This window comes from Psychrosphaera aquimarina, from assembly GCF_032461525.1.
GTDB classification, from domain to species: Bacteria; Pseudomonadota; Gammaproteobacteria; order Enterobacterales; family Alteromonadaceae; genus Psychrosphaera; species Psychrosphaera aquimarina.
Genome location: NZ_JAWCUA010000001.1, coordinates 628,862 through 648,210 on the forward strand (window position 1 = coordinate 628,862; position 19,349 = coordinate 648,210).

22 protein-coding genes and 4 pseudogenes are annotated in these 19,349 nt (G+C 37.1%); 13 read left to right on the plus strand and 13 right to left on the minus strand.

What is annotated here, in order from left to right:
• Positions 1 to 5: 5 nt before the first annotated feature.
• From RT723_RS02885 to RT723_RS02895, 3 genes are all read left to right on the plus strand, one after another.
• Positions 6 to 236, plus strand: a complete 231-nt coding sequence (locus tag RT723_RS02885) for a hypothetical protein (RefSeq protein ID WP_315945813.1) — start codon at positions 6 to 8, stop codon at positions 234 to 236.
• Positions 233 to 754: a hypothetical protein gene (locus tag RT723_RS02890; protein ID WP_315945814.1), complete on the plus strand. Its 522-nt coding sequence runs from the start codon at positions 233 to 235 to the stop codon at positions 752 to 754. The genes RT723_RS02885 and RT723_RS02890 overlap by 4 nt, the downstream gene beginning before the upstream one ends.
• A gap of 71 nt (positions 755 to 825) precedes the next feature.
• Positions 826 to 1,272: a GNAT family N-acetyltransferase gene (locus RT723_RS02895; protein WP_315945815.1), complete on the plus strand. Its 447-nt coding sequence runs from the start codon at positions 826 to 828 to the stop codon at positions 1,270 to 1,272.
• Positions 1,273 to 1,464: 192 nt separating this feature from the next.
• On the opposite strand, the gene RT723_RS02900 is transcribed toward RT723_RS02895, so the two are convergent.
• From RT723_RS02900 to RT723_RS02920, 5 genes and pseudogenes are all read right to left on the minus strand, one after another.
• Positions 1,465 to 1,848: a rhodanese-like domain-containing protein gene (locus RT723_RS02900; protein WP_252731789.1), complete on the minus strand. Its 384-nt coding sequence runs from the start codon at positions 1,846 to 1,848 to the stop codon at positions 1,465 to 1,467.
• A 56-nt stretch (positions 1,849 to 1,904) separates the two neighbouring features.
• Positions 1,905 to 2,681, minus strand: coding sequence for a sulfite exporter TauE/SafE family protein (locus tag RT723_RS02905; protein ID WP_315945816.1), 777 nt, complete (start codon positions 2,679 to 2,681; stop codon positions 1,905 to 1,907).
• Between the two features lie 74 nt (positions 2,682 to 2,755).
• Complete coding sequence (locus RT723_RS02910) at positions 2,756 to 3,016, minus strand: DUF5062 family protein (protein WP_315945817.1); 261 nt, start codon at positions 3,014 to 3,016, stop codon at positions 2,756 to 2,758.
• Positions 3,017 to 3,120: 104 nt separating this feature from the next.
• A pseudogene (locus RT723_RS02915) lies at positions 3,121 to 3,618 on the minus strand (class I SAM-dependent methyltransferase); the annotation flags it as partial.
• A gap of 81 nt (positions 3,619 to 3,699) precedes the next feature.
• Positions 3,700 to 3,870 (minus strand): hypothetical protein, encoded by a 171-nt coding sequence (locus RT723_RS02920; protein WP_315945818.1) that lies wholly within the window; start codon positions 3,868 to 3,870, stop codon positions 3,700 to 3,702.
• A gap of 76 nt (positions 3,871 to 3,946) precedes the next feature.
• Here RT723_RS02920 and gloB (RT723_RS02925) point away from each other — a divergent pair, with 76 nt between their 5' ends.
• Together gloB (RT723_RS02925) and RT723_RS02930 are read left to right on the plus strand one after the other, a co-directional pair.
• The gene (gloB, locus tag RT723_RS02925; protein WP_315945819.1) at positions 3,947 to 4,618 is read left to right on the plus strand and encodes a hydroxyacylglutathione hydrolase; all 672 of its coding nucleotides are present in this window, start codon (positions 3,947 to 3,949) and stop codon (positions 4,616 to 4,618) included.
• Positions 4,619 to 4,900: 282 nt separating this feature from the next.
• Positions 4,901 to 5,667, plus strand: a pseudogene (locus tag RT723_RS02930) (transglycosylase SLT domain-containing protein); the annotation flags it as partial.
• Between the two features lie 27 nt (positions 5,668 to 5,694).
• Here the strand turns inward: RT723_RS02930 and RT723_RS02935 are convergent.
• Positions 5,695 to 6,495: pseudogene (locus tag RT723_RS02935) on the minus strand (transglycosylase SLT domain-containing protein); the annotation flags it as partial.
• A gap of 128 nt (positions 6,496 to 6,623) precedes the next feature.
• Entirely contained in the window at positions 6,624 to 7,397 is a 774-nt protein-coding gene (gloB, locus tag RT723_RS02940; RefSeq protein ID WP_315945820.1) for a hydroxyacylglutathione hydrolase, read from the minus strand.
• 76 nt (positions 7,398 to 7,473) lie between these two features.
• Here gloB (RT723_RS02940) and RT723_RS02945 point away from each other — a divergent pair, with 76 nt between their 5' ends.
• The 4 genes from RT723_RS02945 to RT723_RS02960 all read left to right on the plus strand — a co-directional run bounded on the left by RT723_RS02945 (position 7,474) and on the right by RT723_RS02960 (position 9,883).
• Positions 7,474 to 8,226, plus strand: a complete 753-nt coding sequence (locus tag RT723_RS02945) for a class I SAM-dependent methyltransferase (protein ID WP_216055973.1) — start codon at positions 7,474 to 7,476, stop codon at positions 8,224 to 8,226.
• A 104-nt stretch (positions 8,227 to 8,330) separates the two neighbouring features.
• Entirely contained in the window at positions 8,331 to 8,591 is a 261-nt protein-coding gene (locus RT723_RS02950) for a DUF5062 family protein (protein ID WP_315945817.1), read from the plus strand.
• A 74-nt stretch (positions 8,592 to 8,665) separates the two neighbouring features.
• On the plus strand, positions 8,666 to 9,361 hold the full coding sequence (locus tag RT723_RS02955) for a sulfite exporter TauE/SafE family protein (protein WP_315945821.1): 696 nt from the start codon (positions 8,666 to 8,668) through the stop codon (positions 9,359 to 9,361).
• A gap of 138 nt (positions 9,362 to 9,499) precedes the next feature.
• Positions 9,500 to 9,883, plus strand: a complete 384-nt coding sequence (locus tag RT723_RS02960; RefSeq protein ID WP_252731789.1) for a rhodanese-like domain-containing protein — start codon at positions 9,500 to 9,502, stop codon at positions 9,881 to 9,883.
• Positions 9,884 to 10,075: 192 nt separating this feature from the next.
• On the opposite strand, the gene RT723_RS02965 is transcribed toward RT723_RS02960, so the two are convergent.
• From RT723_RS02965 to RT723_RS02975, 3 genes are all read right to left on the minus strand, one after another.
• Positions 10,076 to 10,522: a GNAT family N-acetyltransferase gene (locus tag RT723_RS02965; RefSeq protein ID WP_315945815.1), complete on the minus strand. Its 447-nt coding sequence runs from the start codon at positions 10,520 to 10,522 to the stop codon at positions 10,076 to 10,078.
• A gap of 71 nt (positions 10,523 to 10,593) precedes the next feature.
• Positions 10,594 to 11,343 carry a hypothetical protein gene (locus RT723_RS02970; RefSeq protein ID WP_216055969.1) on the minus strand — a complete coding sequence of 250 codons (750 nt, stop codon included), beginning with the start codon at positions 11,341 to 11,343 and terminating at the stop codon, positions 10,594 to 10,596.
• A gap of 101 nt (positions 11,344 to 11,444) precedes the next feature.
• The gene (locus tag RT723_RS02975; RefSeq protein ID WP_315945812.1) at positions 11,445 to 12,131 is read right to left on the minus strand and encodes a sensor histidine kinase; all 687 of its coding nucleotides are present in this window, start codon (positions 12,129 to 12,131) and stop codon (positions 11,445 to 11,447) included.
• 171 nt (positions 12,132 to 12,302) lie between these two features.
• Between RT723_RS02975 and cysB the strand changes: the two are divergent.
• A pseudogene (gene cysB, locus RT723_RS02980) lies at positions 12,303 to 13,276 on the plus strand (HTH-type transcriptional regulator CysB).
• A gap of 178 nt (positions 13,277 to 13,454) precedes the next feature.
• Here the strand turns inward: cysB and RT723_RS02985 are convergent.
• From RT723_RS02985 to lolB, 3 genes are read right to left on the minus strand one after another with little or no spacing between them, the layout of a single operon-like run.
• A complete protein-coding gene (locus tag RT723_RS02985; protein WP_216055965.1) occupies positions 13,455 to 14,411 on the minus strand; it encodes a ribose-phosphate pyrophosphokinase in 957 nt (318 codons plus the stop codon).
• A 60-nt stretch (positions 14,412 to 14,471) separates the two neighbouring features.
• Complete coding sequence (gene ispE, locus RT723_RS02990) at positions 14,472 to 15,341, minus strand: 4-(cytidine 5'-diphospho)-2-C-methyl-D-erythritol kinase (protein ID WP_315945822.1); 870 nt, start codon at positions 15,339 to 15,341, stop codon at positions 14,472 to 14,474.
• Positions 15,342 to 15,941, minus strand: a complete 600-nt coding sequence (gene lolB, locus RT723_RS02995) for a lipoprotein insertase outer membrane protein LolB (protein ID WP_315945810.1) — start codon at positions 15,939 to 15,941, stop codon at positions 15,342 to 15,344.
• 168 nt (positions 15,942 to 16,109) lie between these two features.
• Between lolB and hemA the strand changes: the two genes are divergently transcribed.
• From hemA to prmC, 3 genes are all read left to right on the plus strand, one after another.
• Positions 16,110 to 17,360 (plus strand): glutamyl-tRNA reductase, encoded by a 1,251-nt coding sequence (gene hemA, locus RT723_RS03000; RefSeq protein ID WP_216055963.1) that lies wholly within the window; start codon positions 16,110 to 16,112, stop codon positions 17,358 to 17,360.
• Positions 17,357 to 18,442: a peptide chain release factor 1 gene (gene prfA / locus RT723_RS03005; protein ID WP_315945809.1), complete on the plus strand. Its 1,086-nt coding sequence runs from the start codon at positions 17,357 to 17,359 to the stop codon at positions 18,440 to 18,442. Before hemA ends, prfA begins: the two co-directional genes overlap by 4 nt.
• Before the next feature lie 106 nt (positions 18,443 to 18,548).
• Positions 18,549 to 19,349, plus strand: an 801-nt coding sequence (gene prmC / locus RT723_RS03010) for a peptide chain release factor N(5)-glutamine methyltransferase (protein ID WP_315945823.1), incomplete at its 3' end; no start/stop codon positions are given.

Sequence of the window (19,349 nt, forward strand, 5' to 3'; positions counted from 1 at the left end):
TATCAATGGCGATAATCATCGCATTAATCATCGGTCTTGTGATCATTGCCGTAATAGCAAACTTGTTACAGCAACATAAAGAAAAACAAGATGCCGATAGACGTCAAGAAATGACCAAATACAAAACCATTATTGAAGAAACTGAATTAATGATCGCCAATGATTCTAGTGTCCCAATCACCCGTAATGGTTTTATTATTTTATATCGTAGAGTTTTAAATTCATTGAAAAAATGAATGAGTTAACCCCTGGCAATAAAGATATACATGCCCGCATAAAAGACTGTACTGGAAAAATCGAAGCCGGTGAATTTCACACTATTGAAGCCGAGTCGATGCACTTACCTGAAAATGAAAAAGCATTAATAGCGTTAATTCAGGGAATTAAAAAGTACCGTATCATTTTGCGTTCAGAACATAGTAAAGGGACATTATCTGCCGCAATCTTCTTAGAAGAAGATAAAAAGATTGAACATTTACAGTTAAGAATTAATGTTGAGTCACAAATGCGCAGAGGGAATACCGCAAGATCAAATGGTATGACAGGCTCAGCAAGACAGTATTATGAAAAAGCGTTAGCAACACTAGACGCGCAAACCTACACAAGTGAATATATTGTGGCCGCTAGAGAAAAAACCGCGCAAATCCTTACTGAGATTGCTTCTGAGCTAAGTGCATCGAAAGCTGAAAAAGCAACAAAAACAGAAAGTGAAGATAATTTAGATGCCCTTTTTGCGCCGAAGAAAAAATGGTAACGGTCAGTTAATAACATAAAGCAGGCAAGCCCTGCTTTTTTTATGCAAGTTAATAACGTAATTAAAGAGTTATGGCACAATTGCAAATTGATCAATGGCGACAACCGCAACAAAAGTTGATCAATCAGTTTTATAAATCACATCAACAAAATGTAAGCTGCCATCGGGCGGATGATATTTATTTTATGCGCGATACTGAGTCTGAAAACGACACTATTGTAGCCGTAACTTTTATAAGAAAATTAACCACGTCTTCTGAACACTTACATCTGTTACGCAGCCTTTTTGTTAGCCCAACATTCCGTAACAAAGGTCTCGCTAAACAACTGATACAATATATTTTACAAGACCAACACGTCCCTTTAACGGTTATCTGTGAGCCCAAATTAACCGCGCTATATCTAAGTGTTGGTTTTACCCTATGTGATGTGACCGATTGTTTAGATTCAGACTATCTCAGTAAATTTATAAAACAAAATTACCACATACTAAAATACAACCACAATTCAAATACATGAACTCACGCCGTTAAATCTAAAGGTTTATTCGATTTGTATGATGCATCAATTCTATCTGATGACAATAGGAGTGGGAGTGGCGAGTGAACTTGTTAAAAATAAACAACAATAGTGGTATATTTAACAAGGAAAATTAAAAAATAAAGCCGCGTTAACGGCCTTATTTATTCTTTATAAAATGCTTATTGAGTTTTAAAGAGTATGAAAACCTTTATTCGTCCACTCCATCATGCCTCCATTTACCGAAAACACGCTGTTAAATCCCATAGACTGTAACGACGCGGCAGCTAATGCTGAACGAGCACCAGAACGGCAAATTAAATAAATATCAAACTTATTCATTTCATCTAATGGTGACTCTGCATCTTTAAATTCTGGATGCATCTGTAATTTCATTTCTAACACGCCACGAGGAAAGTTTACCGCACCAGCGATATGGCTTTCTTTAAACTCTTCAGGCTCTCTCACATCGATTAATACGATGTCATTAGCTAAATGTGTGGCTAAATCATCAACGGTGACTTCTGTGATTTGGCTTTTCACGTTTTGCACTATTTCTGCGGCGGATTTAATCATTTGTACCTCTAAATTCAATATTTATTAGAAAACATACACGTTAATTTAAACGAGTATTATGTAAAAATCTTATCAATTAATATAAAACTGGCAATTAATATTAAAAAACAGCCAAACAATTTGGTTAATAATTTTTGATTAATAAATTGTTGTAACCAAAGGCCTATATACGAACCCACAATACCAATCACTCCAATAACAATTAACATAGACCATTGTATTTGGCTAAAGAGTTCCATTGAATGTTCGTGATAAGAGATCAATCCCATAGTGGATTGTAAAAAGATGATAACAACGCTGGTTGAGACGGCTTTGTTGATCGATAGGTTAGACAATAAAACAAGCGCTGGAACAATAAGAAAGCCACCGCCCACGCCAATAAAACCAGTAACTAAGCCAACCAAAAGACCAATAACAATCAATATTAAATTATGAACCGGCACCCCTTGTTTATTAACATCCATCGTCAGCATTTTCACTGCAGCTACAAACATTAACGTAACAAATACAATAATTTGAATTTCAGGCTCAACACTCGCCCCCAAATAAGCACCAGCATAACTTCCAACTAGGCCGGGGAAAGCAAAATAGATTAAATGGCTCTTACTTACCCCACTTTTGAACCATTGTGGGATAGCAGTAAAAAAAGAAATGATAGCCACCACGAATAACGAACCAATGACGGCGGACTTCTCGTCATAACCGAGTAAGTAAATTAGTGTCGGTAAGGTTAAGATAGCACCACCAGAGCCAAAGACTCCTAAAGATAAGCCTATGACAATGGCGCTAATTACGGTCAGTTCAAACAAATTATTCTCAATAAGAGTTAACAAACTTGGTGCTTATTATATTAGCGTTTACTTATGTACTTGTCATCGCTTGTTTTGAAATAACTTGATAAAACTTTTTACTGCAGTAATTCATGCCCTTTTGGCAATTGCCTTGCTATCCAAAGTGCTAACTTGTGTTTCATATTGGGTTGATCTTCTTTATCCAAGGCAAGGGGTTGAATGAGCTTGTCATTCACTAATAAACGATAAAGGCTTTCTATTTTCTGTTTAGCCGAATTGGTTGCTGCAAACCCTTTATAACCTCGGTTCATAGCATACTTTTCGCCGACAATAATGGCTTTCTTTAATAACGCCGCTTCGTTTTTTATTTTTTTCATCGTTTACCTAACTCTATGATCGTCCTTTATAATTTACCTATCATTACACAGTTAACGCGTTGAGTATTTACTTATATAGACATTATCAAAGGCAAGTCGTTAAATTATTTTTTTACTTTAGCCGATGAATTAGAAGATGCCCTTGAAACCACAGGTTGGAATGTCGTGTTAAATCGAACTTTTGAACGTATTGGTGTTAACGGCCACTCTCGCTTTTTGGCGGTAATAATACAAACACTGCCTACCTTGGGAAGGTATTTTCTAATCAGTTTTTGTAACCAATTTTCAGTGTCCTTTTTACTCAGAAAAGTAGAATAACAGCAATATTCTTGCTCTATGATTTCAAAACCTAATAACACCAGCCAATCTTTAATTCGCGGAATAGAAAACAATCTGGCATTCCACAACGGTGATTGTGTTTTAAAAGGCCATAACTTATTAACAATAAAGAGTGAAAAAGGATTAAATACCGACATGACCAAGTTGCCGTTTGGCATTAAAACTCTGTGTATTTCTCTTAATACTTGATGCGGATCACTGGCGAATTCAAGTTCATGATTCATCAGCACAACATCAACAGAATTGGAAAGAAAAGGTAATTGGTCAAACTCAGCAAATACCCTAACAAATGAGGTTTAACGAATGATGGGGCAAGATTAATTTGATGTTTGATTAAGCACGACTTAGTATCTAAAGCATTGGTTAAATGACCAAGTTTTACTAAATGGTGTCAAAACTAATTTTAGTCTACGTCTTATTATGTCATTCTGAATATGCTTTAATTCTTTACCTGTGGGAATTTGCTCCCACTGAGATAGTGATTCAGTCCAAGTATAAGTTAACGCAGGTTTCATTAAACACTCTCACTATAAACAACTAAAAATTTACTAATCAAACACTAACACTAATTCACAATAGTATAGGCTTTTTATGTACCAAGTTATCGCCATTCCAGCATTTTCTGACAATTACCTTTGGGCGATTGTGAATAAAGAAGGATATTGTGCCATTGTTGATCCGGGCGATGCCAGCCCCGTTATTGATTTTTTACAAACACATAATTACACCTTAACTGATATCTTACTCACTCATCATCATCCCGATCATATAGGTGGCGTTGATACCTTATTAAACACCTATAACAATATTAACGTTTACGGGCCAAGCACAGAACGGTTCCCTATGGTCAATAAACCATGCAAAGATAATGACCAAATTACTCTACCCCAATTAAATATTGCCTTAACCGTCATGGAAGTGCCGGGTCATACCATCGATCACATTTGTTACTTTGATCAACTGAGTCTATTTGTTGGTGACACGCTTTTTTCGGCTGGTTGTGGCCGTTTATTCGAAGGTAGCCCTGAACAAATGCACCAATCATTAACCCGTATATCGGCTTTGGATAAACACACCATTGTGTATTGTGCACATGAATACACCCTAGCCAATCTAAAATTTGCCTTAACAGTTAATGCAGAAAACCAAGACTTGATTGCCTATAACAATAGCGCGACACAATTACGATCGGAAAATATCGCCACTATTCCAACGGTATTATCAACTCAATTAGACATAAATCCATTTTTAAGAGAGCTTTGATCCTGCGATAAAACAAGCCGTTATCAAACACTTTAACCTAAAAGGGCTCGATAACTGACGTTGAGCGTTTTACCTATTTAAGGAAGTGGAAAGACAAGTTTTAAAGTCAACTTCAATCGTATGCCATTGTTTAATTATTAAGTTACTATCTTCCAGGTCTTTATGGCTCAAAGGTTTTCACCTGTATATCCAAAACCACATGAGTCACCTTTTTACTTAAAATAATCTGTGTATATATGATAAAACTAAAAACGCTGTCACTAAAAAAAACAATCGTACCAAATTTCCTTTTTAACGATTTTATCAGGCTGTAGTGCTGTTCAGTCAGGCAAGTCAGAACAAACTGAAATTGTATCAACCCCAACTAATTTAGCCGTACCAGAAGATGTCGTAGATGCACTTACTATCCGCATTGATTGAAGGCAATGAACCTATGGACTTAGAGCCAGAGGTGATTGTATTTGAAGATGTTTGGAAGCGTATTGAAAGCCAATTAAGTATCGACATCCCGCAAAACCGCCAAGTGGTTACCGAACGAAATTGGTATGCCAAACACCCAAGTTACTTCAAACGTATTGCCGCACGTGCTGAACCTTTTTTGTTTTTCATTGTTGAAGAAATTGAAAAACGCCAAATGCCAATTGAACTGGCGTTATTACCTATCGTTGAAGGTGCTTTTGACCCATTTGCCTACTCTCATGGTCGTGCATCGGGTTTATGGCAGTTTGTGCCAGGCACAGGCAACCGTTTCAAATTAAAACAATCTTGGTGGTATGACGGACGTCGTGATGTTGTTGCGGCAACTAAAGCCGCACTGGATTACCTATCTTTCTTACATAAACCTTAGATGGTGATTGGTTAAATGCTATCGCCGCTTATAATTCAGGTGAAGGTCGAGTTTTAAGAGCAATTAAACGTAATCGTAAAAAACATTTACCTACGGATTTTCAGGTCATTAGATTTACCTAAAGAAACCACCAGTTATGTACCTAAATTATTAGCATTATCCGACTTATTCAAAACGTCATCAAGAATTTGAGATCAGTTGGACGCAATTAAAAATCAACCGCATATTCAAATTGTTGATGACGTTTTAATAAGTCGGATAATGCTAATAATTTAGGTACATAACTGGTGGTTTCTTTAGGTAAATCTAATGACCAAAAATCCGTAGGTAAATGTTTTTTACGATTACGTTTAATTGCTCTTAAAACTCGACCTTCACCTGAATTATAAGCGGCGATAGCATTTAACCAATCACCATCTAAGGTTTTATGTAAGAAAGATAGGTAATCCAGTGCGGCTTTAGTTGCCGCAACAACATCACGACGTCCGTCATACCACCAAGATTGTTTTAATTTGAAACGGTTGCCTGTGCCTGGCACAAACTGCCATAAACCCGATGCACGACCATGAGAGTAGGCAAATGGGTCAAAAGCACTTTCAACGATAGGTAATAACGCCAGTTCAATTGGCATTTGGCGTTTTTCAATTTCTTCAACAATGAAAAACAAAAAAGGTTCAGCACGTGCGGCAATACGTTTGAAGTAACTTGGGTGTTTGGCATACCAATTTCGTTCGGTAACCACTTGGCGGTTTTGCGGGATGTCGATACTTAATTGGCTTTCAATACGCTTCCAAACATCTTCAAATACAATCACCTCTGGCTCTAAGTCCATAGGTTCATTGCCTTCAATCAATGCGGATAAAGTAAGTGCATCTACGACATCTTCTGGTACGGCTAAATTAGTTGGGGTTGATACAATTTCAGTTTGTTCTGACTTGCCTGACTGAACAGCACTACAGCCTGATAAAATCGTTAAAAAGGAAATTTGAATGATTGTTTTTTTTAGTGACAGCGTTTTTAGTTTTATCATATATACACAGATTATTTTAAGTAAAAAGGTGACTCATGTGGTTTTGATATACAGGTGAAAACCTTGAGCCATAAAGACCTGAAGATAGTAACTTAATAATTAAACAATGGCTACGATTGAAGTTGACTTTAAAACTTGTCTTTCCACTTCCTTAAATAGGTAAAACACTCAACGTCAGTTATCGAGCCCTTTAGGTTAAAGTGTTTGATAACGGCTTGTTTTATCGCAGGATCAAAGCTTCTTAAAAATGGATTTATGTCTAATTGAGTTGATAATACCGTTGGAATAGTGGCGATATTTTCCGATCGTAATTGTGTCGCGCTATTGTTATAGGCAATCAAGTCTTGGTTTTCTGCATTAACTGTTAAGGCAAATTTTAGATTGGCTAGGGTGTATTCATGTGCACAATACACAATGGTGTGTTTATCCAAAGCCGATATACGGGTTAATGATTGGTGCATTTGTTCAGGGCTACCTTCGAATAAACGGCCACAACCAGCCGAAAAAAGCGTGTCACCAACAAATAGACTCAGTTGATCAAAGTAACAAATGTGATCGATGGTATGACCCGGCACTTCCATGACGGTTAAGGCAATATTTAATTGGGGTAGAGTAATTTGGTCATTATCTTTGCATGGTTTATTGACCATAGGGAACCGTTCTGTGCTTGGCCCGTAAACGTTAATATTGTTATAGGTGTTTAATAAGGTATCAACGCCACCTATATGATCGGGATGATGATGAGTGAGTAAGATATCAGTTAAGGTGTAATTATGTGTTTGTAAAAAATCAATAACGGGGCTGGCATCGCCCGGATCAACAATGGCACAATATCCTTCTTTATTCACAATCGCCCAAAGGTAATTGTCAGAAAATGCTGGAATGGCGATAACTTGGTACATAAAAAGCCTATACTATTGTGAATTAGTGTTAGTGTTTGATTAGTAAATTTTTAGTTGTTTATAGTGAGAGTGTTTAATGAAACCTGCGTTAACTTATACTTGGACTGAATCACTATCTCAGTGGGAGCAAATTCCCACAGGTAAAGAATTAAAGCATATTCAGAATGACATAATAAGACGTAGACTAAAATTAAGTTTTGGACACCATTTAGTAAAACTTGGTCATTTAACCAATGCTTTAGATACCAAGTCGTGCTTAATCAAACATCAAATTAATCTTGCCCCATCATTCGTTAAACCTCATTTGTTAGGGGTATTTGCTGAGTTTGACCAATTACCTTTTCTTTCCAATTCTGTTGATGTTGTGCTGATGAATCATGAACTTGAATTCGCCAGTGATCCGCATCAAGTATTAAGAGAAATACACAGAGTTTTAATGCCAAACGGCAACTTGGTCATGTCGGTATTTAATCCTTTTTCACTCTTTATTGTTAATAAGTTATGGCCTTTTAAAACACAATCACCGTTGTGGAATGCCAGATTGTTTTCTATTCCGCGAATTAAAGATTGGCTGGTGTTATTAGGTTTTGAAATCATAGAGCAAGAATATTGCTGTTATTCTACTTTTCTGAGTAAAAAGGACACTGAAAATTGGTTACAAAAACTGATTAGAAAATACCTTCCCAAGGTAGGCAGTGTTTGTATTATTACCGCCAAAAAGCGAGAGTGGCCGTTAACACCAATACGTTCAAAAGTTCGATTTAACACGACATTCCAACCTGTGGTTTCAAGGGCATCTTCTAATTCATCGGCTAAAGTAAAAAAATAATTTAACGACTTGCCTTTGATAATGTCTATATAAGTAAATACTCAACGCGTTAACTGTGTAATGATAGGTAAATTATAAAGGACGATCATAGAGTTAGGTAAACGATGAAAAAAATAAAAAACGAAGCGGCGTTATTAAAGAAAGCCATTATTGTCGGCGAAAAGTATGCTATGAACCGAGGTTATAAAGGGTTTGCAGCAACCAATTCGGCTAAACAGAAAATAGAAAGTCTTTATCGTTTATTAGTGAATGACAAGCTCATTCAACCCCTTGCCTTGGATAAAGAAGATCAACCCAATATGAAACACAAGTTAGCACTTTGGATAGCAAGGCAATTGCCAAAAGGGCATGAATTACTGCAGTAAAAAGTTTTATCAAGTTATTTCAAAACAAGCGATGACAAGTACATAAGTAAACGCTAATATAATAAGCACCAAGTTTGTTAACTCTTATTGAGAATAATTTGTTTGAACTGACCGTAATTAGCGCCATTGTCATAGGCTTATCTTTAGGAGTCTTTGGCTCTGGTGGTGCTATCTTAACCTTACCGACACTAATTTACTTACTCGGTTATGACGAGAAGTCCGCCGTCATTGGTTCGTTATTCGTGGTGGCTATCATTTCTTTTTTTACTGCTATCCCACAATGGTTCAAAAGTGGGGTAAGTAAGAGCCATTTAATCTATTTTGCTTTCCCCGGCCTAGTTGGAAGTTATGCTGGTGCTTATTTGGGGGCGAGTGTTGAGCCTGAAATTCAAATTATTGTATTTGTTACGTTAATGTTTGTAGCTGCAGTGAAAATGCTGACGATGGATGTTAATAAACAAGGGGTGCCGGTTCATAATTTAATATTGATTGTTATTGGTCTTTTGGTTGGCTTAGTTACTGGTTTTATTGGCGTGGGCGGTGGCTTTCTTATTGTTCCAGCGCTTGTTTTATTGTCTAACCTATCGATCAACAAAGCCGTCTCAACCAGCGTTGTTATCATCTTTTTACAATCCACTATGGGATTGATCTCTTATCACGAACATTCAATGGAACTCTTTAGCCAAATACAATGGTCTATGTTAATTGTTATTGGAGTGATTGGTAATTGTGGGTTCGTATATAGGCCTTTGGTTACAACAATTTATTAATCAAAAATTATTAACCAAATTGTTTGGCTGTTTTTTAATATTAATTGCCAGTTTTATATTAATTGATAAGATTTTTACATAATACTCGTTTAAATTAACGTGTATGTTTTCTAATAAATATTGAATTTAGAGGTACAAATGATTAAATCCGCCGCAGAAATAGTGCAAAACGTGAAAAGCCAAATCACAGAAGTCACCGTTGATGATTTAGCCACACATTTAGCTAATGACATCGTATTAATCGATGTGAGAGAGCCTGAAGAGTTTAAAGAAAGCCATATCGCTGGTGCGGTAAACTTTCCTCGTGGCGTGTTAGAAATGAAATTACAGATGCATCCAGAATTTAAAGATGCAGAGTCACCATTAGATGAAATGAATAAGTTTGATATTTATTTAATTTGCCGTTCTGGTGCTCGTTCAGCATTAGCTGCCGCGTCGTTACAGTCTATGGGATTTAACAGCGTGTTTTCGGTAAATGGAGGCATGATGGAGTGGACGAATAAAGGTTTTCATACTCTTTAAAACTCAATAAGCATTTTATAAAGAATAAATAAGGCCGTTAACGCGGCTTTATTTTTTAATTTTCCTTGTTAAATATACCACTATTGTTGTTTATTTTTAACAAGTTCACTCGCCACTCCCACTCCTATTGTCATCAGATAGAATTGATGCATCATACAAATCGAATAAACCTTTAGATTTAACGGCGTGAGTTCATGTATTTGAATTGTGGTTGTATTTTAGTATGTGGTAATTTTGTTTTATAAATTTACTGAGATAGTCTGAATCTAAACAATCGGTCACATCACATAGGGTAAAACCAACACTTAGATATAGCGCGGTTAATTTGGGCTCACAGATAACCGTTAAAGGGACGTGTTGGTCTTGTAAAATATATTGTATCAGTTGTTTAGCGAGACCTTTGTTACGGAATGTTGGGCTAACAAAAAGGCTGCGTAACAGATGTAAGTGTTCAGAAGACGTGGTTAATTTTCTTATAAAAGTTACGGCTACAATAGTGTCGTTTTCAGACTCAGTATCGCGCATAAAATAAATATCATCCGCCCGATGGCAGCTTACATTTTGTTGATGTGATTTATAAAACTGATTGATCAACTTTTGTTGCGGTTGTCGCCATTGATCAATTTGCAATTGTGCCATAACTCTTTAATTACGTTATTAACTTGCATAAAAAAAGCAGGGCTTGCCTGCTTTATGTTATTAACTGACCGTTACCATTTTTTCTTCGGCGCAAAAAGGGCATCTAAATTATCTTCACTTTCTGTTTTTGTTGCTTTTTCAGCTTTCGATGCACTTAGCTCAGAAGCAATCTCAGTAAGGATTTGCGCGGTTTTTTCTCTAGCGGCCACAATATATTCACTTGTGTAGGTTTGCGCGTCTAGTGTTGCTAACGCTTTTTCATAATACTGTCTTGCTGAGCCTGTCATACCATTTGATCTTGCGGTATTCCCTCTGCGCATTTGTGACTCAACATTAATTCTTAACTGTAAATGTTCAATCTTTTTATCTTCTTCTAAGAAGATTGCGGCAGATAATGTCCCTTTACTATGTTCTGAACGCAAAATGATACGGTACTTTTTAATTCCCTGAATTAACGCTATTAATGCTTTTTCATTTTCAGGTAAGTGCATCGACTCGGCTTCAATAGTGTGAAATTCACCGGCTTCGATTTTTCCAGTACAGTCTTTTATGCGGGCATGTATATCTTTATTGCCAGGGGTTAACTCATTCATTTTTTTCAATGAATTTAAAACTCTACGATATAAAATAATAAAACCATTACGGGTGATTGGGACACTAGAATCATTGGCGATCATTAATTCAGTTTCTTCAATAATGGTTTTGTATTTGGTCATTTCTTGACGTCTATCGGCATCTTGTTTTTCTTTATGTTGCTGTAACAAGTTTGCTATTACGGCAATGATCACAAGACCGATGATTAATGCGATGATTATCGCCATTGATAACTCCAAATAAATACAAATAACTATTTGATTAAAGACGGTACCTATAAATCAAATAAATTCAGTAACTATTAATAATAGTAAACAAAATAAATGGATTAGGGTAGTACTAAAGTAAATACACTGCCATTTAGCGGACCGCCATTTTCTAACTTAATGAAACCACAAGTGCCATCTTGTTCGTGTGTAGCGGCAATTAACTGTGCAAAATATAATCCTAAACCCGTTCGACTAATATTTAATTCAATATCTTGTGGTGTGGTTATGGACGATTGCAACATATGTTCTGGGTAACCGTTACCGTCGTCGGCGATGGAAACATGTAATTGGTCATTGACTGTTTTTGCACTAATTAAAATTGACGATTTACAATAACGCATGGCATTAACGAAGATATCGTTTAACAGGTTAGAAACTAAGTCTTGGTCAAAGTACCAAGATAATTCATCTTCTACGTCAAAATTAATAGATAACTTTTTGTTTTCTATATAAAGACTGTTATTCGCGACAAGATCATCAAGGGTTTCGTCTAAGTAATAATCATCTACATTTAACGGCAATACGTTTTTCTCAGCACGGTACATGGCTAACATCTGCAATAAATTGGTATTTAACCGAGAAGCTTCATAATGAATTTGAGCTAATTCTTCCGCTTCATCCATGTTGTTTAAGCGCATTTTGCTACTGAGTTGTTCTATTAATTGGATTAATAAACAAAGCCCATTTTTCATATCGTGAGCAGATGAAGCAAGTACAGTAGAAAAATCAATAACAGGACGTTCCATTTTTATGTCTCCGTTTATATAGAAAGAGGTAGTAATGTTATAGAAAACTGCTTTATTAAACACTATTTATGCATTTTTTGAATAAATATGAAACTATTTAAAAATTTTATGGAATAAATGTGCCGAAATGTATATATTTTTAGTATAACAAAAACTGCTCGGAACAGATTAATGAAGTTACAACAATTACGTTATATTGTTGAGGTGGAAAATAACAATTTAAATGTATCAGCGACCGCCGAAAATTTATATACGTCACAGCCTGGAATTAGTAAACAAGTTAGAATGTTAGAAGATGAACTAGGCATTCAAATTTTTGGTCGTAGCGGAAAACATTTAACGCATGTTACTTCGGCTGGCAAAGAAATAATTGCCATTGCACACGATATCCTAAGTAAGGTTGATGGAATAAAATCTGTTGCGAAGGAACATACCTTACCTGACCAAGGTAAGTTAAATGTTGCCACAACCCATACCCAAGCAAGATATGCATTACCAGGCGTGATCAAAGGATTTATGGAACGTTTTCCTAAAGTGTCTTTGCATATGCATCAAGGTACGCCATCACAAATTAGTGATGCGGCTGCCCGTGGTGAAGCTGATTTTGCCATTGCTACTGAAGCGCTGCATTTATACAACGAATTAGTGATGTTGCCTTGTTATCATTGGAATCGTTCGGTAGTGGTCAAAAAGATCATCCACTAGCAAAACGCAGTGGTGCATTAACGATTGAAGATATAGCTCAGTTTCCTTTAGTCACTTATGTGTTTGGATTTACAGGCCGTTCTGAACTTGACCGCGCCTTTAATGATAAAGGGTTAGAACCTAAAATAGTCTTTACGGCAACGGACGCAGACGTTATTAAAACATACGTAAGAATGGGGGTTGGTGTTGGCGTGGTTGCGACCATGGCAATGGATGACTTAGATTCTGATTTAGTTGCGATTGATGCTAGCCATATTTTCCAAAAATCCACGACTAAAATTGGATTCAGAAAAGGTAACTTCTTACGGACTTATATGTATGACTTTATTGAACGTTTTGCTCCGCACCTTACTCGAGATGTGGTGGAACGTGCATGTTTGTTACGCAATCAAGAAGAAGTGGACAGAATGTTTGAATCAATTGAATTGCCCGTTAAATAACCGGTTGATTGTAAAATGAATAGATTCATTAAACCTCAGTAAATACTGAGGTTTTTTTATGACTCAACCCAGAGCCGACAACCAAGCCCTGTTATGAAGCATGAAACATAAAAAATAGGTATAAAAAAATCCGTCTATGATAAGACGGATTTTTTCACTGCGACAAAGGTTACTTTGTTTAGTGATCAAACATCGCTGAGATTGACTCTTCGTTACTTAGACGACGAATTGCTTCAGCTAACATGTTGCCTAAAGTTAATTGACGCACATTAGGTAATGCTGCAATTTCTGCTTTTAATGGAATTGAGTCGGTAACGATGACTTCATCAATTACTGAGTTTTTAAGATTCTCAACCGCATTACCAGAGAATATTGGATGTGTTGCATAAGCAAATACACGTTTAGCACCATGTTGTTTAAGTGCTTCAGCGGCTTTACATAAAGTACCGCCAGTATCGATCATATCGTCAACAATAATACAATCACGACCTTCAATATCACCAATGATGTGCATAACTTGCGCTACGTTAGCTTGTGGGCGACGTTTGTCGATAATAGCTAAGTCTTTATCATCAAGTAGTTTTGCAATTGCTCTTGCTCTAACTACACCACCAATGTCTGGTGAAACAACAACAACATCATCTGCAACATCAAAACCTTGGCTTCTCATGTCTTCAACTAGAATTGGGCTGCCGAATACATTATCAACAGGAACATCAAAGAAACCTTGAATTTGCTCTGCATGTAAATCAACTGTCAACACACGGTCAACACCAACACTTGATAAAAAGTCTGCAACAACCTTTGCAGTAATAGGAACACGAGCAGAACGTACACGACGATCTTGTCTAGCGTAACCAAAGTATGGAATAACCGCTGTGATTCTACCAGCGGATGCTCTACGTAATGCGTCAACCATAACAATCAATTCCATTAGATTGTCATTACATGGAGCACAAGTAGATTGAATAATAAATACGTCAGAACCACGAACATTGTCATGAACTTGTACACTTATTTCACCGTCGCTAAAACGGCCAACAGTTGCATTTCCAAGTTTTAAATCAAGACGATTGCAGACGATTTCAGCAAGTTCTGGGGTAGCGTTTCCAGCGAAGAGCTTTATATCAGGCACAGAGTTATCCTATAGCTTCGTTAAGTGTTTAAGAAATAAAGTATAAGTATGGCTTTATTTCTAGCTTAATTGCTCACGTAGTTGTTGATGTGTGACAGAAATATTACAACCTTGTGCAATAAAACCAGACAGATCCGCAGGCAATCTATTAAAAATTGATTCAGCTTCTTGTTTACTTTCAAAAACTGAAAATACACAAGCACCAGTTCCAGTTAATCTGGCTGGCGCGTATTCTAACAACCAGTCTATCGCTTTGGCAACGTCTGGATGGTTTTTATAGACTAAAGTTTCAAAGTCATTTTTATGTTCAGGCGTTAAACCTGTGTAATTAATGTTACATAAGTCTATTTTTTTAGTATTTCTTGGTAATTCAGTACTGCTAAATAAAAGCGCTGTATTTACATGAACCTGTGGGGTGAGTACTAAATACCATTTTTCATCAATAGGGTAGTCGGTTAATTTTTCCCCTATACCTTCTGCAATTGATGATCGGCCTCGTACGAAAATAGGCACATCAGCGCCAAGGGATTTTCCAATCACTTCTAATTCAGAGTGCGCTAAATTTAACGACCATAATTCGTTTAATGCCAATAATGTAGTAGCCGCATTTGATGACCCACCACCAACACCGCCGCCCATTGGTAATACTTTTTGTAAATTAATTTTAACGCCATCTTGTGCTTGAGGTACTTTCGCCTTAAGTGCATTTGCCGCTTTGATTATTAAGTTCTGCTCAGTCACCAACTCAGATAAATTACATTCCAAAGTGACAATGCCGTCGTTGGTGCGCTCAAACGTTAATTCATCGCCTTTGTCTAGGAAATGAAATAAAGACTGTAATTCATGATAACCGTTTTCTAGCTGGCCACTGATATGCAAAAAAAGGTTAAGTTTTGCAGGGGAAGTAAGTTTTAGTGTGTTAATTGGCACTTAATCAAACTCCCAATTAGAAACGGATAATTTTAATTTAGTCCCTTTGGTGGTTAAATTTATTAACATTGGCAAGGTATATATTTTCTGTTGTTGGAATTTTGAATACTTAACCTGCCACTTTTGTTCTGTGCCGGTATAGTCAAATTGTTTTATTTGATTGCCATTTTTAATAATGCTTTTTTCTTTACCTGCTAATTGACCCCGTATCCATAGTTCTAACTTTTCTAACGGTAATTGGATTCCCGTGGTGCGCCGTATCAAACGACTTGCACTTCTATCTTTATAAACCTTACCGTCCACTTCTAAGGTTGATAGGTTGTTTTTTGTGGTTAAGGTAAGAATATTAGTGCCAATAAAAGTGTTTAACGAAAATTGAACTGAGTCTTGTTGTTTTTGCCAATAAAAATATCCGGATAGGTTTTCGGTCTCGGTTTTTATTAAGACTTTACCTCTGACAGTCCAAGAATCTAGTTTTTTGATATCAAGCGGCAATTCTTTTGGTGCGGTTTGAAACTGATTTAATGTGCTACATGCACTTAGAAATAAGGCAAGCAACAAGATTGAGACGCGTAAAAAAATGGTTTGAAAAGGTTTCATATAATCCAATCTTGCAAGTTTAGTGGGGCCATTTTCCCAGATAAAAAATGAAAATCAATTCTTAGTTAATAATTTCTATTGTGATAAACCATGTTAAGGCTTTTAAAAACCTCTGCTTTTTCGTAGAATTGCCGCCTTTCTCCAAAGGGGTTTAAATTCAGCCATTTTATGACGGTTCTTGCATTAGGTATAAATCACAAAACAGCGTCAGTAGAGTTACGTGAGCGCCTAGCGTTTACACCAGAACGATTATCTGAAGCATTGCAGTCGGTTATCGCCGATGGTTTATGTGATGAGGCCGTGATTTTATCAACATGCAACCGTACTGAAATCTACTGTTTTGGCGATGCAACCAATTCTCAAATCTTAACATCTTGGTTAGCTGACTTTCATTTAGTACCCGAACAAGAGCTTGATCAACACTTATACATTCAAAGGGACGTTTCAGCTACAACACATTTAATGCGTGTGGCAAGTGGACTGGACTCTATGGTGTTGGGTGAGCCTCAAATATTAGGTCAAGTTAAACAGGCCTATCAACAAGCTAAATCAGTGGGTACCGTTAAGACTTATTTTGAGCGTATGTTCCAACAAGTATTTTCAGTCGCTAAAAAAGTCAGAACTGAAACAGACATTGCGGTGAATGCCGTTTCGGTTGCATTTGCCGCGGTGACTTTAGCCAAACAAGTATTTGGCAGTTTTGATAATAAAAAAGTGTTACTGGTTGGTGCGGGCGAAACCATCGAATTGGTGGCGAAACACATTTTTGAGCAAGGCGCTAAAGACATAGTTGTCGCAAATAGAACCTTGAGCAATGCTAAATTAGTGGCTGAACAGTTTTCCGCTAAAACTTGTACCATAGGCCAAATTCCGGCTCAAATGTTAGAAGCCGATGTTGTGATAAGTTCAACCGCCAGTACTTTGCCTATCATTGGTAAAGGTATGGTTGAGAATGTATTAAAACGACGAAAACACAGACCTATGTTTTTAGTTGATTTGGCCGTACCAAGAGACATTGAATCTCAAGTTGCTGAGCTCGACGATGCTTATTTATATACCGTTGACGATTTACAAGAAATTGTCGCTAAGAACATGCAAGCAAGAACCGAAGCCGCCGTTGATGCCGAAGAAATAATACAACAGAAAGCCAATATATTTGATGATTGGCTAAACTCTTTGGAGTCTGTGGATTTGATCCGTGATTATCGTGAACAAAGTTTGGCGATAAAAGATGAACTGCTAGATAGAGCGATAAATCAATTACAAGCGGGTAACGACGTAGAACAAATATTAAAAGAGCTAGCAAATAAATTAACAAATAAATTAATTCATGCGCCAACTTCTGCCTTAAAAGATGCAGCAGAAAAACAAAATATGCAGGAATTAACCGCAATAAAAGCCGTATTAGGGATCCGATGAAAGACTCAATTAGAAGCAAATTAGAAACGCTTATTGAACGCCGTGAAGAAGTTGAAGCGCTATTAAGTGAACCACAAATTATTTCAGATCAAGATAAGTTCCGTGCATTATCTAAAGAGTACTCCGATTTAGAAGCCATCACGGTTACGTTTAAGCAATACCAAGGCGCTGAAGAAGACTTCGAAGAAGCCAAGTTAATGATGGATGAAGACGACGCAGAAATGCGTGAGATGGCCCAAGAAGAATATAAAACTTCAAAAGCGGCTATCGCACGTTTAGACCAAGAATTACAAGTATTAATGTTGCCAAAAGATCCGAACGACGGTAACAACTGTTTCTTAGAAATAAGAGCAGGTGCCGGTGGTGATGAAGCCGCCATATTTGCTGGTGACTTATTCCGCATGTACAGCCGATATGCAGAGTCCAAGAAATGGAAAATTGAAGTCATGACCTGTAACGAAGGTGATCACGGTGGTTTTAAAGAAATGGTTGCTCATATAACCGGTGATGATGTTTATGGAACAATGAAGTTTGAGTCAGGCGGTCACCGCGTTCAACGTGTACCAGACACTGAGTCTCAAGGCCGAGTTCATACATCGGCTTGTACTGTGGTTGTTATGCCAGAAGTTCCAGAAGCTGAAGCAATTGATATCAATCCAGCGGATTTAAAAATAGATACCTATCGTGCATCAGGTGCGGGTGGTCAGCACGTAAATAAAACGGATTCTGCAGTACGTATTACGCATTTACCAACGGGCATTGTGGTTGAATGTCAGGATGAGCGTTCACAGCATAAGAATAAAGCGAAAGCTATGTCCGTGTTAAGCGCTCGTATGCAAGCCGCGGAAGATGAAAAACGTAATGCTGAAGAAACCAGTATGCGTCGTAACTTAGTGGCCAGTGGTGATCGTTCAGAGCGAGTGAGAACTTATAACTTCCCACAAGGAAGAATGTCAGAACATAGGATCAACTTAACTTTGTATAAGTTGAATGAGATCATGGAAGGTGATTTAGACTGTGTTCTTCACCCGTTAATGACGGAATATCAAGCTGACTTATTAGCTTCAATGTCAGAAGATTAATATTAACCTTGGTTATTAGGACAATGCGTTAACTAAGGCCAAGTTTGATAACAACGATGAAACTATTTATCGGTTAAAATGATCAGGCGCAATAGATTAGGTAGAAATGGATAACTCAAGTCAAATTAAGTGGCTGCTACATGATGCCACTTGCTCCTTTAATAAACTATCCGACACAGCCAAGTTAGATGCTGAGTTACTAATGTGCCATGTCTTAGACTGTAATCGCACATATCTATTCACTTGGCCTGATAAAACCCTAGATGAAGCTCAATTAGCAGAATTTAAGCAAGTTTGTGCCAAACGAGCGCTTGGCCATCCCATTGCGCATATTGTTGGATACCGCGAGTTTTGGTCATTAAATCTTAAGGTTTCACCTGCAACGTTAATCCCCCGTCCAGATACAGAAACACTGGTTGAACAAGCGCTGTTGTTAATGCAAGAGCACAAAGATAAGCCTTTTTTAGGTTTAGATTTAGGTACTGGCACCGGAGCGATAGCATTGTCTTTAGCATCTGAGCTTAAAACCTGGGAATGGATAGCTGCGGATTTTGTTCCAGAAGCTGTTACTTTGGCGCAAGAAAATGCAAAATTAAACCAAATAAATAATTGTAAAGTTATCCAAAGTGATTGGTTTGAAAATATCCCAAATACTAAATTTAATTTAATCGTTTCCAATCCACCATATATCGATGAGGCTGACTCTCATTTATCACAAGGTGATGTTCGCTTTGAACCATTATCCGCTTTAACAGCAGGGGATAGTGGTTTATCCGATATTAAAATTATACTGTCACAAGCCAAACAATATTTGCATGATGGAGGCTTGGTTATGATTGAACATGGAAACACTCAAGGCAAAGAGGTTAGAGCGATTTTTTGCCAAAATGGATACAGTAATGTGAAT

Bases quoted from the DNA above. Each gene is read 5' to 3' on its own strand.
- RT723_RS02885 (WP_315945813.1), top strand. From the start codon at position 6: ATGGCGATAATCATCGCATTAATCATCGGTCTTGTGATCATTGCCGTA.
- RT723_RS02890 (WP_315945814.1), top strand. From the start codon at position 233: ATGAATGAGTTAACCCCTGGCAATAAAGATATACATGCCCGCATAAAA.
- RT723_RS02895 (WP_315945815.1), top strand. From the start codon at position 826: ATGGCACAATTGCAAATTGATCAATGGCGACAACCGCAACAAAAGTTG.
- RT723_RS02900 (WP_252731789.1), bottom strand. From the start codon at position 1,848: ATGATTAAATCCGCCGCAGAAATAGTGCAAAACGTGAAAAGCCAAATC.
- RT723_RS02910 (WP_315945817.1), bottom strand. From the start codon at position 3,016: ATGAAAAAAATAAAAAACGAAGCGGCGTTATTAAAGAAAGCCATTATT.
- RT723_RS02920 (WP_315945818.1), bottom strand. From the start codon at position 3,870: ATGAAACCTGCGTTAACTTATACTTGGACTGAATCACTATCTCAGTGG.
- gloB (WP_315945819.1), top strand. From the start codon at position 3,947: ATGTACCAAGTTATCGCCATTCCAGCATTTTCTGACAATTACCTTTGG.
- gloB (WP_315945820.1), bottom strand. From the start codon at position 7,397: ATGTACCAAGTTATCGCCATTCCAGCATTTTCTGACAATTACCTTTGG.
- RT723_RS02945 (WP_216055973.1), top strand. From the start codon at position 7,474: ATGAAACCTGCGTTAACTTATACTTGGACTGAATCACTATCTCAGTGG.
- RT723_RS02950 (WP_315945817.1), top strand. From the start codon at position 8,331: ATGAAAAAAATAAAAAACGAAGCGGCGTTATTAAAGAAAGCCATTATT.
- RT723_RS02960 (WP_252731789.1), top strand. From the start codon at position 9,500: ATGATTAAATCCGCCGCAGAAATAGTGCAAAACGTGAAAAGCCAAATC.
- RT723_RS02965 (WP_315945815.1), bottom strand. From the start codon at position 10,522: ATGGCACAATTGCAAATTGATCAATGGCGACAACCGCAACAAAAGTTG.
- RT723_RS02970 (WP_216055969.1), bottom strand. From the start codon at position 11,343: ATGGCGATAATCATCGCATTAATCATCGGTCTTGTGATCATTGCCGTA.
- RT723_RS02975 (WP_315945812.1), bottom strand. From the start codon at position 12,131: ATGGAACGTCCTGTTATTGATTTTTCTACTGTACTTGCTTCATCTGCT.
- lolB (WP_315945810.1), bottom strand. From the start codon at position 15,941: ATGAAACCTTTTCAAACCATTTTTTTACGCGTCTCAATCTTGTTGCTT.
- hemA (WP_216055963.1), top strand. From the start codon at position 16,110: ATGACGGTTCTTGCATTAGGTATAAATCACAAAACAGCGTCAGTAGAG.
- prfA (WP_315945809.1), top strand. From the start codon at position 17,357: ATGAAAGACTCAATTAGAAGCAAATTAGAAACGCTTATTGAACGCCGT.